Annotated in this window: 14 protein-coding genes; 6 read left to right on the top strand and 8 right to left on the bottom strand. The window is 56.0% G+C overall.

Going from position 1 to position 14,309, the window contains the following annotated elements; genetic code table 11:
- Positions 1-48: 48 nt before the first annotated feature.
- From uvrD to lptM, 7 genes are read right to left on the bottom strand one after another with little or no spacing between them, the layout of a single operon-like run.
- Positions 49-2,205 carry a DNA helicase II gene (uvrD, locus tag DW350_RS19010; protein WP_115720448.1) on the bottom strand — a complete coding sequence of 719 codons (2,157 nt, stop codon included), beginning with the start codon at positions 2,203-2,205 and terminating at the stop codon, positions 49-51.
- 31 nt (positions 2,206-2,236) lie between these two features.
- The gene (locus DW350_RS19005; protein ID WP_115720447.1) at positions 2,237-2,944 is read right to left on the bottom strand and encodes an HAD-IA family hydrolase; all 708 of its coding nucleotides are present in this window, start codon (positions 2,942-2,944) and stop codon (positions 2,237-2,239) included.
- On the bottom strand, positions 2,941-3,831 hold the full coding sequence (gene xerC / locus DW350_RS19000; protein ID WP_115720446.1) for a tyrosine recombinase XerC: 891 nt from the start codon (positions 3,829-3,831) through the stop codon (positions 2,941-2,943). The genes DW350_RS19005 and xerC overlap by 4 nt, the downstream gene beginning before the upstream one ends.
- The gene (locus DW350_RS18995) at positions 3,815-4,489 is read right to left on the bottom strand and encodes a DUF484 family protein (protein WP_115720445.1); all 675 of its coding nucleotides are present in this window, start codon (positions 4,487-4,489) and stop codon (positions 3,815-3,817) included. Before DW350_RS18995 ends, xerC begins: the two co-directional genes overlap by 17 nt.
- Positions 4,486-5,310 carry a diaminopimelate epimerase gene (gene dapF / locus DW350_RS18990; protein ID WP_336407013.1) on the bottom strand — a complete coding sequence of 275 codons (825 nt, stop codon included), beginning with the start codon at positions 5,308-5,310 and terminating at the stop codon, positions 4,486-4,488. Before dapF ends, DW350_RS18995 begins: the two co-directional genes overlap by 4 nt.
- Positions 5,311-5,318: 8 nt before the next feature.
- Positions 5,319-6,560, bottom strand: coding sequence for a diaminopimelate decarboxylase (lysA, locus tag DW350_RS18985; RefSeq protein WP_115720444.1), 1,242 nt, complete (start codon positions 6,558-6,560; stop codon positions 5,319-5,321).
- Entirely contained in the window at positions 6,557-6,679 is a 123-nt protein-coding gene (gene lptM / locus DW350_RS18980; protein ID WP_115720443.1) for an LPS translocon maturation chaperone LptM, read from the bottom strand. The genes lysA and lptM overlap by 4 nt, the downstream gene beginning before the upstream one ends.
- Positions 6,680-6,757: 78 nt before the next feature.
- Between lptM and cyaY the strand changes: the two genes are divergently transcribed.
- Positions 6,758-7,087 carry an iron donor protein CyaY gene (cyaY, locus tag DW350_RS18975; RefSeq protein ID WP_115720442.1) on the top strand — a complete coding sequence of 110 codons (330 nt, stop codon included), beginning with the start codon at positions 6,758-6,760 and terminating at the stop codon, positions 7,085-7,087.
- Here the strand turns inward: cyaY and DW350_RS18970 are convergent.
- Positions 7,076-9,427 (bottom strand): class I adenylate cyclase, encoded by a 2,352-nt coding sequence (locus DW350_RS18970; protein ID WP_115720441.1) that lies wholly within the window; start codon positions 9,425-9,427, stop codon positions 7,076-7,078. The genes cyaY and DW350_RS18970 overlap by 12 nt on opposite strands.
- Before the next feature lie 129 nt (positions 9,428-9,556).
- Between DW350_RS18970 and DW350_RS18965 the strand changes: the two genes are divergently transcribed.
- The 5 genes from DW350_RS18965 to DW350_RS18945 are packed head-to-tail and all read left to right on the top strand — an operon-like array spanning position 9,557 to position 14,242.
- Positions 9,557-9,949 (top strand): DUF2914 domain-containing protein, encoded by a 393-nt coding sequence (locus DW350_RS18965; RefSeq protein WP_115720440.1) that lies wholly within the window; start codon positions 9,557-9,559, stop codon positions 9,947-9,949.
- A gap of 55 nt (positions 9,950-10,004) precedes the next feature.
- Positions 10,005-10,937, top strand: a complete 933-nt coding sequence (hemC, locus tag DW350_RS18960) for a hydroxymethylbilane synthase (RefSeq protein ID WP_115720439.1) — start codon at positions 10,005-10,007, stop codon at positions 10,935-10,937.
- The gene (locus tag DW350_RS18955; RefSeq protein ID WP_115720438.1) at positions 10,934-12,718 is read left to right on the top strand and encodes a uroporphyrinogen-III C-methyltransferase; all 1,785 of its coding nucleotides are present in this window, start codon (positions 10,934-10,936) and stop codon (positions 12,716-12,718) included. The genes hemC and DW350_RS18955 overlap by 4 nt, the downstream gene beginning before the upstream one ends.
- Positions 12,715-13,836 (top strand): heme biosynthesis HemY N-terminal domain-containing protein, encoded by a 1,122-nt coding sequence (locus DW350_RS18950; RefSeq protein ID WP_115720437.1) that lies wholly within the window; start codon positions 12,715-12,717, stop codon positions 13,834-13,836. The genes DW350_RS18955 and DW350_RS18950 overlap by 4 nt, the downstream gene beginning before the upstream one ends.
- A complete protein-coding gene (locus tag DW350_RS18945) occupies positions 13,805-14,242 on the top strand; it encodes a hypothetical protein (RefSeq protein WP_115720436.1) in 438 nt (145 codons plus the stop codon). The genes DW350_RS18950 and DW350_RS18945 overlap by 32 nt, the downstream gene beginning before the upstream one ends.
- Positions 14,243-14,309: the final 67 nt, after the last annotated feature.

Raw genomic sequence — 14,309 nt, 5'->3', positions numbered from 1 at the left:
ATACTGTCGGGGGCTGTCGCTACTCAAAGAGCGCGACGCTGTGGTCGATTAAAGCACGTCTAATCTGGCGTAGGCCACCACTAGCCATTTTGGACCGGCATCATCAAAGGCCACTTGCACCCGCGATTGTGGGCCTGTGCCTTCGTAATTGATGATGATGCCGTCACCAAACTTGCTGTGGCGTACCCGTTGGCCAAGATTAAGGCCGGTTTCGTTGAACTGTTCCTGGCTCTTTTGGTACTGGGTAACGGGGCGGCTGACCTGGGTGCGCACCCGCACTTCTTCCAAACACTCTTGGGGAATTTCCCGTAAAAAGCGGCTGGGGGTGTGGAACTCGTCGCGGCCATACAGGCGGCGTGATTCGGCATAACACAGATAGAGCTTTTTCATGGCGCGGGTCATGCCAACGTAGCAAAGGCGGCGCTCTTCTTCGAGACGGTCGGGGTCGGTAACCGACTGCATGGACGGGAACATGCCTTCTTCAACGCCCACCAAGAATACCAGCGGAAATTCCAGGCCCTTGGCGGTGTGCATGGTCATCATTTGCACCGCATCTTCAAATTCATCGGCCTGGGTGTCGCCCGACTCCAGCGCAGCATGGGACAAGAAGGCGTTGAGTTCTGTCATCTCCTCGGTGCCTTCAGCCGGTTCGAAGTCTTGGGTAGCGGAGACCAATTCTTCTAAGTTTTCTACCCGCGCCTGGCCCTTTTCGCCTTTCTCGGCCTGATACATCGCCAGCAGGCCCGATTCTTTGATGGCGATATCAACCTGGCGGCTGAGCACCTCGTCGGCGCTTTGCTGCTCAAGGTTATCCACCAGCCCCATAAAGGTGTTGATGGCGTTACCGGCCCGGCCTGAGAGTACCTTGGCGTCCAGCAGTTGCCGGCAGGCACGCCACAGGGTAGTGCCCTGTTCGCGCGCCTGTTGGCGCACTATGCCAAGGGTTCTGTCGCCAATACCGCGGGTGGGGGTATTGACCACCCGCTCAAAGGCGGCGTCGTCGTCGCGATTTGCCATCAGCCGCAGGTAAGCCAAGGCGTCTTTAATTTCCTGGCGCTCGAAAAAGCGCAGGCCGCCATAGATGCGGTATTTAATACTTTCGCGCAGCAGCGCGTCTTCCAGCACCCGCGACTGGGCATTGTTGCGATACAAAATCGCGGCATCCGACCAGCTGCCACCGTCGTCTACCCAGGCTTGAATGCGGCTAACCACAAAGCGGGCCTCGTCGATTTCGTTAAAGCCGGAATATACCGAAACCGCTTCGCCGGTTTTGCCGTCGGTCCATAAGTCTTTACCCAAGCGTTCGGCGTTATGGGTAATAAGGCCATTGGCGGCTTTCAAAATGGTGGCGGTGGAGCGGTAGTTTTGCTCCAGGCGAATGGTGGTGGCTGGGGCAAAATCATCCAAAAAGCGGTGAATGTTATCGACCCGGGCGCCGCGCCAGCCGTAGATGGACTGGTCGTCATCGCCCACGATCATCACATGGCTTTGTGGCCCAGCTAAGAGGCGCAGCCAGGCATATTGAATGGCGTTGGTATCTTGAAATTCGTCCACTAAAACGTGCTGAAAACGGGCTTGGTAATGGTCGCGCAGGTGCTGGTTGTCGCGCAGCAATTCCAGTGCCCGCAGCAGCAGTTCGGCAAAGTCTACCAACCCGGCCAGGTTGCAGGCGCTTTGGTAGGCTTCATAAATTTGGTGCCAGAGCCTTTCTACCGGATCTTGCGGGTCGATATGTTTGGGGCGCAGGCCTTCGTCTTTTTTGGCGTTGATATAACCCATGGCCTGGCGGGGCGGCCATTTTTTGTCGTCAAGGCCGAGGCTGCGCATCACCCTTTTAATCATTCTGAGCTGGTCGTCAGAATCGAGAATTTGAAAGTTTTCGGGGAGGTTGGCGTCTTGGTGATGAAAGCGCAGCAAGCGATGGGCCAGGCCATGAAAGGTGCCAAGCCACATGCCGCGCAGCTGGCCTCCCATTAACTGTTCAACCCGGCCGCGCATCTCGCTGGCGGCTTTGTTGGTAAAGGTCACCGCCATCACCGCATAAGGGGAAACGTTCAGCCCTTGAATTAAATAGGCGATGCGGTGCACCAGTACTCGGGTTTTTCCTGAACCGGCACCGGCCAGCACCAGCAGGTTGGATTGAGGCGCGGCGACCGCCTCCCGTTGCTTGCCGTTAAGGCCTTCCAGCAGGTGCGCTATATTCATGGGAATTTATACAGTAGTGAACGTGGCGCCATTATAACAACTGGCGCAGCGAGTCCAATGTCTGGAATTCAAAATGCGGTAATAGTTTGCCTTTGGCTTGGTCTTTTAGCGCCAAACCATCAGGGTTATACCAAGCGGTTTGGAAACCGGCCCCAAGGGCGCCTTCGATGTCTTCACGCAGGTGATCCCCCACGTGCAAGATGGCTTGCGGCGTGAGTTTAAGCTGCTGGGCGGCGGCGATGAACAGGTCAGGGCTGGGCTTCATTTGGCGGCTGCCACCGGCGTGAAAAGCCGCTTTGAAATAGCTGCCAAGGCCAAGGCGGTCGATATCGGCGTTGCCGTTAGAAATGGCGACCAGCGGCCGGCGACTGGCCAGCTCTGCCAACAGCTGATGCACCTGTGGATTAATGTCGCAGCGCGAACGCCATTCCAGAAAATGTGCCATTGCCGCGTCGGCCAGGCCTTCTGCCTGGCTAACCCCCAAGGCACCTAAACCACGGACTAAGGCGCGGTGGCGGCTGGCGGTGGTGTCGTGGGCCAGTTCCGGGTTTTCTTGCAGTACCCGTTGGCGCCAGCCCTGAAAATAGCCGTAACTGTCTTCGCGCAATTTAACGCGCTGTGCCAGCCAGTCTTGCAATTGTTGCTCGGCTTGGCGGATCACCGGCGCATTGTCATAAAGGGTGTCGTCAAGATCGAAACTGATGGCGGCAATGGGCCCTAACGGGCGGTAATGAATCATTTTCTCTTCGCTCTTGGGTGGGCGGCGTCATAAACCTCTGCCAGCCTTTCCATATCCAGATGGGTATAGACTTGGGTGGTGGCAAGCTGGCTGTGGCCCAATAGTTCTTGTACGGCTCGAAGGTCGCCGCTGGATGACAACACGTGGGTTGCGAAGCTGTGGCGCAGCTTATGGGGATTAAGGTGGCTGTCTAAACCGGCCTTTTTCGCATATTGGCCAAAGCGCTGCTGCACGGTGCGTACCGATACTCGGCTGCCACGGCTACTAATAAAAAGTGCCCTTTCGCCACCGCGGCTAAATTGGCCGCGTACCTTGCGCCAGGCGTCAATTGCGCTAATGGCCTTGCTGCCCACCGGCACAATGCGCTCTTTACTGCCTTTACCGGTAACCCGTACCTCACCGCCATGAATGTCATCGACGTCTACCCCCACCAGCTCAGATAGCCGCAGCCCACAGCTATACATTAATTCCAGCATGGCTTTGTCGCGGATAAGTAGCGGCTCTTGACTGCTGTCACTAAAGAGCCGTTCGGTTTCATCCAGGTCCAGCGCTTTGGGTAGCCGTTTCGGCTGCTTTGGAGGTTTTACCCGGCTGGCCGGGTTATCGGTTAACTCGCCAAGGTGTACGAGGTAGTTAAAAAGGCTGCGCAATGCCGACAAGCCTTGGGCCAGCGAGCGCGGTGACTGGCCGCGGCGGGTCTCAAAAGCCAGCCACTGGCGGATCAGGCTTTCGGTTAGCTGCTCCAGGCTGTTGGCGCCCTGGCGCTCAAAAAACGTGGCTTGGTTTTCTAACTGGCGGCGGTAACCGTCCACGGTGTGGGCCGAGCGCTGGCGCTCGGCTTCAAGATGGCGATAAAAACGCCGCTGGGCCTCAGCGAAGGCGACCATGACTAAAAGTAGCGATGCGCAGTGCCAGCAAATCGCACAGCTGGCTGATAAGAAGGGCGTCCATGTCGGGTTCGAAATGGCCAGCATCGGGGGACGCAATTACCCAAATACCCAGCAGTTTGCCGTCTTTGGCAATGGGCATCAGTGCCAGAGATTCGGCGCGCTGGGGTGAGTGGCCCAGCAACATGCGTTTTTCATCTTCGGTCAGACGACCAAAATAAGGGCCTTTTTCCAGCCGGGCATAGACGGTTTCAAGGGCCTTATGTTGGGTTTCGGCCAAGCGTGAACAGAGCACCAGCCGGGAAATTTCCATACCCAAATGAATGCGCACGCCCTCGCCCAACCGGGCGATAAGCTGGTCGATGCTGGTGGCTGCTAACGCCTCAAGCCCCAGTTGGTGGCAGGCTTTGGCCACTTGTTCGTTGTGGGCGGCAACCGACAACAAGCCGGTAATTTCTTCTTCGAGGTTGTGATGGCGATTGCGGGCCAGCTCTAACTGGCGTTCCAGCAAGGACACCGAACCGCGCTCGCCATGGGGCAAGCGCAACCGGATTAACAGCTCCGGGTAACGGTGAAAAAAGTCAGGGTTTGACTCCAAGTATTCAGCAATCAGATCTTCATCCAGCGCCAACAGGCTTGCCGTGTTGCTCTCACTCATAAGTGTATTTGTCCGTCATAAACGTGTTCGGCCGGGCCGGTCATATAGAGCGGCTCCCCTGGCCCTGCCCAGCTGATTTGTAAACTACCGCCGGGCAAGTCGACTTGTACTTTTTGCACCAGTTTATCTTGCAGCTGGCCAACCACCACAGCGGCGCAAGCGCCGCTACCACAGGCCTGGGTTTCACCGCTGCCGCGCTCAAACACCCGCAGTTTAATGTGCTCTTTGTTTAGCACTTCCATAAAACCGACATTCACCCCTTCCGGGAAGCGGTCAGAGGCGCCCAACAAGGGGCCAATATTGGCGACATCGGCGCTGGTGACGCTATCGACCAGCAACACACAATGGGGATTACCCATGGAGACAGCACCCACGAAAAAGGTTTGGTCTGCCTCCCGCAATATGTAGGTTTTTTCTTCTTTTTGTGCGCGAAAGGGTACTTGCACCGGGTCTAACTCGGGCACGCCCATATTGACGGTAACCAAGCCGTCTTTGTCCACCGACAGCACCATTTTGCCTTTTTGGGTGGAAACCTTAATGCGGTTTTTGTTGGTCAGGCCTTTTAAGCGCACAAAACGGGCGAAACAGCGGGCACCGTTACCACACTGTTCCACCTCTGAGCCGTCGGCATTAAAGATCCGGTAATGAAAATCTAAATCCGGGTCGTACGGCGGCTCTACTATCAGTAATTGATCAAAGCCAATGCCGGTGTGGCGGTCTGCCAGTTTTTGTACCTGCTCGGCGGAGAAAAAGATGTTCTGGGTGACGTTATCGATCACCATAAAGTCATTGCCCAGGCCATGCATCTTGGAAAAGTTGATCAACATCGCTACTCCGGCAATACCTGCTCACCTGCCCACAAACCTGCGACCGTTTCCCGCTGGCGAATAAGGTGGGCTTGGGTGCCTTCAACCATCACTTCGGCAGCTCTTGGCCGGCTGTTGTAGTTAGAACTCATCACAAAACCATAGGCACCGGCTCCGCCAATAGCCACCAGGTCGCCCTCTTCGCTTGATAGCGGCACATCTTTTGCCAACCAGTCGCCGGTTTCGCATACCGGGCCAACCAGGTCAGAAATAGGACCTGTTTGCTGCGCTTCTACCACCGGCAGTACCGGCATAACCGCCTGGTAAAGGGTGGGTCGCATCAAGTCGTTCATGGCGGCATCAACAATCACAAAGCGCTTAAAACCGTTGTCTTTGGTCATCTCGACGCGGGTAACCAATAACCCGGCGTTGGCCACCAGCGCCCGGCCTGGCTCCATTACCAGCGTAACGTTGCTGGGAATAAGCGGCAGAATGTGCGCCAGATAGTCAGCCGGTTTCGGTGGCTGCTCGTTGGTATAGGTTACGCCCAGGCCGCCGCCAATATCCATGTGTTCCAGTTCAATACCGTCTTGCGACAGGGTTTCTTTTAATTCCAGCAGCCGCTTGATGGCATCAACAAAGGGTTGGGTTTGGGTGAGCTGGGAACCAATGTGGCAGTCAACCCCCAGTACCTTGAGGTTGGGTAGCGCCTTGGCTTTTCTAAAGGCGTCCGGCGCCATCAGAATGTCGATACCGAACTTATTTTCCTTAAGGCCGGTGGCGATATAAGGGTGGGTTTTGGCGTCCACATCGGGGTTTACCCGAATACTGATTGGCGCCACCATATTCAGCTCGGCGGCCACGGCATTCAGGCGGTCAATCTCGGCGATAGATTCCACGTTAAAACAATGAATGCCGGCCTTTAACGCTTCGGCCATTTCGCTGCGGGTTTTACCGACCCCGGAAAACACCACTTTTGCCGGGTCGCCACCGGCGGCAATAACCCGTGCCAGTTCGCCGCCAGAGACAATGTCAAAACCGGCGCCAAGGCGGGCCAGCAAATTGAGCACCGCGAGGTTTGAGTTGGCTTTAACGGCGAAACAGATCAGATGCTTACGGTCTTTCAATGGCGCCGAAAAGGCGGTAAAAGCCTGTTCTATTGCCGCTTTTGAATACAGATAAAGCGGTGTGCCGTACTGCTTGGCCATGTTGTCTACTGCCAGCCCTTCCACCATCAGTTTTTGATCTTGATAATAGGCGCTCATGACTTGGGCTCGCTGTGCTGGTTATTTTGCGCCGGAGCTGGCTTGAAAAGAGGGCCCTTCTGGCCACAGCCAGCAAGAACAAGGCCGAGAACGGCGAGTATAAAGAAGCGCTTTTTCATTGGGGTAGGCAATCGGATTTATCGGGTTCTGGCCCTATAATCGCACTACCCATGGCAATTGCAAACCGAAGGTAACAGATGAACGACAGCCAATATGAGGAACTGACCGACGCCCTGTTGTTGGCCATTGAGGATGCAGTGGAAACCGCTGCCGATGACGCAGGCCTGGACATTGAAGTGGAATCGGTAGGTTCCAAGGTTGATTTGCTGTTTGCCGACCGCAGTAAAATCATCATTAACAAGCAGCCACCGCTGCAACAAGTCTGGGTAGCAACCCGCTTTAATGGCCACCATTTTGGCTATCAGGATGGGCAATGGCTGGATGTGCGCAGTGGCGCCGAACTTAGCGCCTTTTTAGATGAAGCGGTCAGCCGCCAAGCCGGGCAAGAGCTGAAATTAGGACTCTGACAAGGTCGTGGTGGTGAGGGGCTGCATCTGCCAGCCCTGCTCGTCTTCAAACAACTCGTAATATTGCGGCAGGTTAAAGGTGCTGCTGGCACTGGCGCTTTCTTTTTGGGTGTAAAAACGGCTGATAAGGTTAACCAAGTTGGCTTTATCCATGGCCGGATAATGGTAGTAACTTACCTGGTTCTGCTCGTTAGAAACGTACAGGCTGTAGCCCTGGTCTTTAGACAGGAAGAAAAACTGCACCAAACCTGCCAAAGCATGGCCATAAACCGGCGCTGGCACCCTTTCTTCATCGGCTTTCCCTTGCTGGGCCAGTTTGGCCGCCGATAACTGCGCGTAAAAAGCCACCGGGTCGGTCATTTCCTGCCAATGTAAGGTGCCGGCGTGGCGCCAGAATACCCACTTGCTGTGGCCAACGGATAAGGTCCAAGGGCCCTGGGTTAAGCGCTCTTGGGCAGTATCGATAAGTTCCAGCACGGTATTGGCAATGCTTTCGCCAAGCTGGCTGGCAAAGCAGTGAATATGAATGCGTTTTTTGGCTACTGCGTCTTTTGGCATCAGTGGCAGTAGCGCCAGCAGCAAATCGGCCAAGGCGCGCTCGCCTTTGAAACTTTGCACCGTGCATTCGCCCCAGGTATTACGGATAACCAAGGTCAGTTCGCTTACCAATACTTGGCGCTCTTTACCAAACATCAGTGGATTACTGGCTTTTTGCCGGCGCAGTTTAATGTCGTCGGTGGCGTCATCTTCCAGGTTAACAATGACCTGAGCGCGTTCGATTTGTGCCGGCTGGGCAAGAATTTGGTCGGCCGGATCCGGCTTTTGGGTTAGCCAGGTCAAGCTGTCACAAAGACTATCTAGGGTATCGAGATCCAGCCGGTCGCACTCGAGCATCAGTTCGGTGCGGGTGGTAATAAAGCCGTTTAACAGGCACCAGGCCAGCAGGCCCGGCAGTTCGGACCATTGGTAAAACACCTGCTCGCCGTTAGGGCTGGCCAGCTGCCATTGGTCTTCGGTGGCTCTAACCACCAATGAGGCTTGGCCTACTTCTACCCTGGGTGGCAGACAAAGCTGCTGCAGTTTGTGGGGCTTTTCTGCAAAGGTGGCGTCGAGCTTGCGGCTTAATACCGTTAATTCAATCGGGCAAAGCCGTGAATTGCTGCTGGTGCGGCGGAAGAGTTCGCGGGCCTCATGAATACCGGCCAGCATCTGTTCACGCAGCCTTTGGTGCCACTGCTGCAGGTCAGCCAGCGGCCAATGACGATGGCCTTGCAGCTGGTGGCGCTTGGCTTCGTCCCAGCCCCAAGATTGCGCCAGCTCGCCCAGCACCTTGGCGTGTAGGGCGGGCATGTCCGACAGTTCATCGGCGCCGCACTTGAGGTAAAGGCAGCTACGGGCCATGTCTAAATCGGCTGGCGCTAACCCTTGATTGGCCAGATATCGCGCCAATTGCAGGTAAGGGTCTAGCGCCATCACGTCGGTTTCGCCTTGGTGCAGCGCCCGGCGGGTTTCGTTACTGAGCAGCTGCACCTTGGGATATTGGCGAGCGTACACCGACATTAAGGTCAGTTTTAACAGCGCCTTGTAGGGGTTTTCGATGCCCTTATACAGCAGCCACAACATCGAGCCGAGAAATTCATCGGCCGGAATGGGGTCGGGGGCGCCAAAATCGACCCAATGCTCTGGGTCAATGCCGTTAGCAAACAGGTGGGCCTTGGCCTGCAAATAGGGGCGGCGGTCATCGGGGGAGATCAGCATCCACACCGGTAGCTGCCCGGCCAGGCAGATGGCGCTGCGGTAGAACTCATCCAGTAGCAGCCAGTGTTGGAAGCTGCCGCAGGATTCGCCGCTCATGCCTTGTTTGTTGCCCTGGCGGAACTCGTCGGGGTCAATCAGGAAAAAGGTCAGATCCATGCCCTGGCCTTTACCCCAGTCGGTCAGCCGTTCGCATTTTGCCTTAAGGGCAAAGCGCTGCTCGGCGTCGAGAGCCGGGTCGTGGCAGACCCAGATGTCTAAATCAGAACTGCGGGTTTGGCCAAGGGTACCGGTTGAACCCATGGAATAAACCGCCAGGATGTCCTGCTGGTCGGGGGAGTCGGCGCTAATGCCTAATCGTTTATCTAAACGATGGCGTAAAGCGCTATCATCAACGCCCCGGATGCCATGGGGGGCAGCTAAGTCTCCTGCAGGTAGCCGTGGGCTCTGGCAGTGCAGCAGCGCTGGAACCAGATCAAACACCGCTGCCGCCTGGGGCGTCATAGCTTGCCTTGCCAGGCGTCGGCGCTCTTTATGGAGCGCGGCGATGTTCAGCGTGAGTTGGTCGAGACTTAGATGGGGCATGAACCGTATAAAGTGTTAATCAGGTCACATTTTAAACCCTGGCGATGCTTTCGCCAACGGCCAATTTCCGGAACAACTGTATGGGTATGGGTATACTGCTGACATTATTAGAAAAAAGGAACAATAAGAATGCGCAAATGGGCATTTTTTTGGCTGCTTGGGTTAATTAGCCCGGCAGTTCTCGCCCAGGTGAACCTGGACCGGGCAATGATTTGCCGGGATGTGGTACAGCGTGAACCCGTGGGCATTGTTAAGGAACAACAGCTTCCCGATGGCATTGATCAGCTTGCACTTTTTACCGAAGTCAGCGGCGCTGTCGGCCAAAAAATTCATCACCGCTGGTACTTTAATGGCCAACTGCAGTCAGATGTAGCACTGCCAGTAGGCGCCAACCATTGGCGCACTTGGTCGCAAAAACACCTCAAGCCAGGCCTCTGGAAAGTGGAAGTGGTCACCGACGCCGGCCTGGTGCTTTTTGAGCGCACCTTGACCTTGGGCAAGGTGCAGTCGCCTTCTTCCTAGTTTGTAGCCATGGCCTGGTGGTAGGATGAGTCCAGTTCAATCCAAGGTTAGTAAGATGTCCAACGTTGTTCGTATTGCCACCCGGCAAAGTCCATTGGCCCTTTGGCAGGCCGAATATGTGAAAGCCGCTCTTGAACAGGCCCACCAAGGCCTGGTGGTAGAGCTGGTACCTATGGTGACCAAGGGCGATAAGATCTTGGATACACCCTTGGCCAAAGTGGGTGGCAAGGGCCTCTTTGTGAAGGAATTAGAAGTGGCGATGCTGGAAGGCCGCGCCGATATCGCCGTGCATTCGATGAAAGATGTGCCGGTGGAGTTTCCTGACGGCCTAGGGCTGGTGACCATTTGCGAACGTGAAGATCCCTTCGACGCCTTTGTTTCTAATACCTATAACCATTTAGATGAGCTGCCTGCTGGCGCTGTTGTTGGCACCTCTAGCCTGCGTCGCCAGTGTCAGTTGCGCTCCCGGCGGCCCGACTTGGTGATTAAAGACCTACGGGGCAACGTTAATACCCGTTTAGCCAAGCTGGATGATGGCCAATACGACGCCATTATTCTGGCCTGCGCAGGCCTTAAACGCTTGGGGATGAGTGCGCGGATCAAAAGCGCCCTCAGTGCCGAGCAAAGCTTGCCCGCTGTTGGTCAGGGCGCTGTGGGTATCGAGGCGCGTCTGGATGACCAGCGCATTATTGATTTACTCAAACCCCTTGGCCATGAAGCAACACGAGTACGGGTTGCCGCCGAGCGGGCCATGAACACCCAGCTTGAAGGTGGCTGCCAGGTGCCTATCGGCAGTTTTGCGATCCTCGAAGGCGACCAGCTTTGGCTGCGTGGCTTGGTCGGTCAGCCCGACGGCAGTGCTATGGTTGAAGGCGAGATACGTGGCAGCATCGCCCAGGCCGAACAGCTTGGTAAAACACTGGGTCAGCAATTGCTGGATAACGGCGCTAAAGCCATTCTTGAAGCGGTGTACGGACGATCCCTATGACAGTGCTTATCATCAGACCGGACCCACAAGCCAGCCGTCTGGCGGCGACGCTGGATTATCACAAGGTGCCGTATCTGGTGAGCCCACTGCTGACCATCACCCCTGAACCTGTACCCGCAGACTTAACCGATAAGCTGGCCAAAGCGCAGTGGGTGATTGCTGTCTCGGCCCATGCCGTTGCTGGGCTTGCCAAACCACTACCCTCTGGCCCCCGCTTTGCCGCCGTTGGCCAAGCCACCGGAGATGCCCTTAAAGACGCCGGTGCCAAGGCCGTGCTGGTCGCCGACCCACCTGATTCAGAAGGTCTGCTGGCGCAACCGGCGCTGGCCAAGGTGCAAGATGAAAACATCATCATTGCCAAAGGCAATGGTGGCCGGGAACTGCTCGCCGACACCCTTCGCGAACGGGGCGCTAATGTTGAAGAGGTTACCCTGTATCGGCGCGAGCCGGTGTTATTGCTGCCTGAAACGGTATTGACCTGGCAGGATAAAGGTGTGGACTGTATCCAGGTCACGTCTTGTAGCTTGCTTGATGCCCTTATCGCTACCACGCCCGCGCATTTGCTGCCGTGGCTGCAGGGCCTGACACTGTTGCTGCCCTCGGCGCGGGTGCGCCAGTATGCCGAGCAAAAAGGTTTCTCCAAACTCGTGCTGTTAAAAGACGCTTCAGACGAAGCGGTTGTCCACTATCTCAAGGAAAGTGCCCAGCCTATGACCGATACTCAGAAGATGCCCAAGTCGCCCAAAGAGGCCGCAGCCCCCTCTGAACAACCCAAAGTTGCCAAGGTCACCCCGCCACCACGGGCGGTGAAAGCAAATTCAGCCAAGTTGCCGATGGCGGTGGCAGTGCTGGCGTTATTGCTTGGTGCCGGCGCCTTGGGATTATCGGGCTGGCAGTATTATCAGCAGCAGTTGGCGCTTGCCCATAAGGCTCCTACCGTTAGCCCGTCACAGCTGAACGATGCGGTGAGTGACCTGAATGCCAAGCTCAGCGCCTTGTCGTCGGGGCAGCAACAAGCCCTTGGCCAGCAGCAAAACCGCCTGGCCGATATTCAGGGGCAAATCGACAAACTCTGGAAAAGCCAGCAAAAAACCATTTCTTGGCCCCGTGAAGAGGCGGCAATGTTGGTGCGTATGGCTAACCGCAGGCTTTATTTGGCACAAGAGCTGAATGTGGCCCAGGCGTTATTAAAAGATGCTGATGCCAGCCTTAAAAAACTGCCGGAAAGTACCGATGTACTGGCGTGGCGCCAAGCCATAGCCGCCGACCTCGCCACCTTAGCGGCACAACCTAAAATTGACCGCACAGAACTGGCAATGCGCCTTGAAGCGCTCAGTAAACAAGTGCCCGAGCTTGCCCTTAATACGGTGAAACTGCCGAAGCTGGCTGACCAAGAACAAGACTTAAGCCCCACTCAGGACGAAGGCGACTGGCGCAATAACCTGGAAAAATCCCTGGAAAGCTTCGCCGACAAATTTATCAAAATTCGCAAGCGCCAAGACGGGGTCAAACCCTTACTTGGGCCCAGCCACGAAGCCTATTTGCGGGAAGACTTACGGCTGGCCCTTAGCGAAGCAAAATTGGCAATGTTTGCCGGTGACAAAGGCCGCTACCAAGCCAGCTTGCGCCAGGTGCGTGACTGGGTAGACAGCTACGGCGATGCCAACAACGACGCGGTTAAGGCCTTTGTAAAGGCCCTTAACGCGCTGCTCGACAGCCCGGTGAGTTTAAGCCTGCCCAATAAACTGGATTCTTTGCGTATGGCGGAGGCCGCTCAATGATCCGGCTTTTGATTTTTATCGCCATCCTGATTGTCGGCCTTATCGCCGGGCCGATGCTGATGAACAAAACCGGCTACGTGCTCATTGCCCTTGGCCATTACACCATTGAAACTTCCGGTGTGGTGCTGGCGATAGCCATTGTGGTGCTAATGGGGGTGATTTGGTGCCTTGATTGGCTGGTGCGCCGCATTGCCCGTTCTTTTGGCTCTTCTCGCAGCTGGTTTAGTGACCGTAGCGGCCGCCGGGCTCAGAAAAAGGCCTCCAAAGCCTGGGAGCAACTGTGGCAAGGTCAGTATGGGCAAGCCGGTGCTGCCTTGTCGGCCGCCGTGCCCCATGCCCCTTTGCCTGACTTTCCCCGTCTGGCAGCGGCTTATGCTGAGCATCGGGCAGGTGATATTGCCGAGCGCGATCGCTTGCTAACAGAGCTAGACCAGCCCTTGGCTGGCCCGGCAATGCTACTGCACCTTGGGGATACTGAGGCGGCGCACCGTGCCTTTTCTGCCCTGAATGACAATATTAAAAACAGCAAAAGTGGCATTAGCCTGGCGGCGCGTCTGGCCAAGGCCGAAGGCGACATGGCAACGCTTTGGCGCCACCTTGATAGCCTTAGTGAAACCGAGCAAGACCAATTGTTTCAACCCGCCTTTAACGCGCGTTTGGCGCAAGCGGTGGCAGAAGGCCAAGCCAGCTTGTCGCGTTTGGAGCAGTCCTTAAATAAACGCAGTCGCCAAAAAACCGAGGTGGTGGCGGCGCTGGCCTTGGCCTATGGCCGCTTAGGCGACAAGGCCAAAGGTTTGGATTTATTGATGCCGATCATCAAGAAAGATCCCCAAGCCGCGGCCCTTGCTGCCATGGCGCAACTGGTGGATCACGAATCGGCAGCCCATACTCAGCGTCAAGTACTGAAATGGCATCATGGCCGTGACCACGACCCAGCCTTGCTGGCGGCGCTCGGCGCATTAAGCCAAGCGCAAGGTGACTTACGCGAGGCTAAGCGTTATCTGGAAGCGGCCTTACAACTCAAAGAAGAGCCTACCTGGCGCAAGCGTTTGGCCGAGGTGCTCGCCAAGCAGGGGGATTATCAGGGTGCTGTGGAGCAGTATCGCCGATTGGCTTAAAGCCAGCTCCTTGACGGTATTATTGCTGGTGGCCAGTGCGGCGGCACAGGCCGCCAGTTCTGATCCGTTATTATCTTCCCGCTTTATGGACATCGCCTACCCTAACCGCCAAGCCTTTATCAAAGATCTGCTGCGCCAGCGCCGCCCCTCGGAGCTGAATACGCCCAGTGAAACCTTTCAAGACCCGGTAGTATCAGCGTTGGAATGGCAACACCGAGACGCGGTGGTGTTAACCCAGCAAGCGCGCCTCAGTGGCCGCACCTACCATTTTGTGGTGTTTATTTTTGGCAGTGACAGCCGGCCGTTGTATCGTAGTCGCCGGTACAGCATCGAATGCCGGCTAGCGGGTTATTATGCGCGCCAGCAAGCGATTGATGCTTGTAAGCGTCAGCAGCAGCGCCGCTGATTCAGCTACTGTTGCCTTCCTCTGGGTAGGCTCTTTAACGCCTTTTTTAACTAATACGGTTCTTTGC

Source organism: Gallaecimonas mangrovi (assembly GCF_003367375.1).
In the GTDB taxonomy this organism is placed as follows: Bacteria; Pseudomonadota; Gammaproteobacteria; order Enterobacterales; family Gallaecimonadaceae; genus Gallaecimonas; species Gallaecimonas mangrovi.
This window is presented reverse-complemented; position numbering and strand designations above follow the sequence as displayed.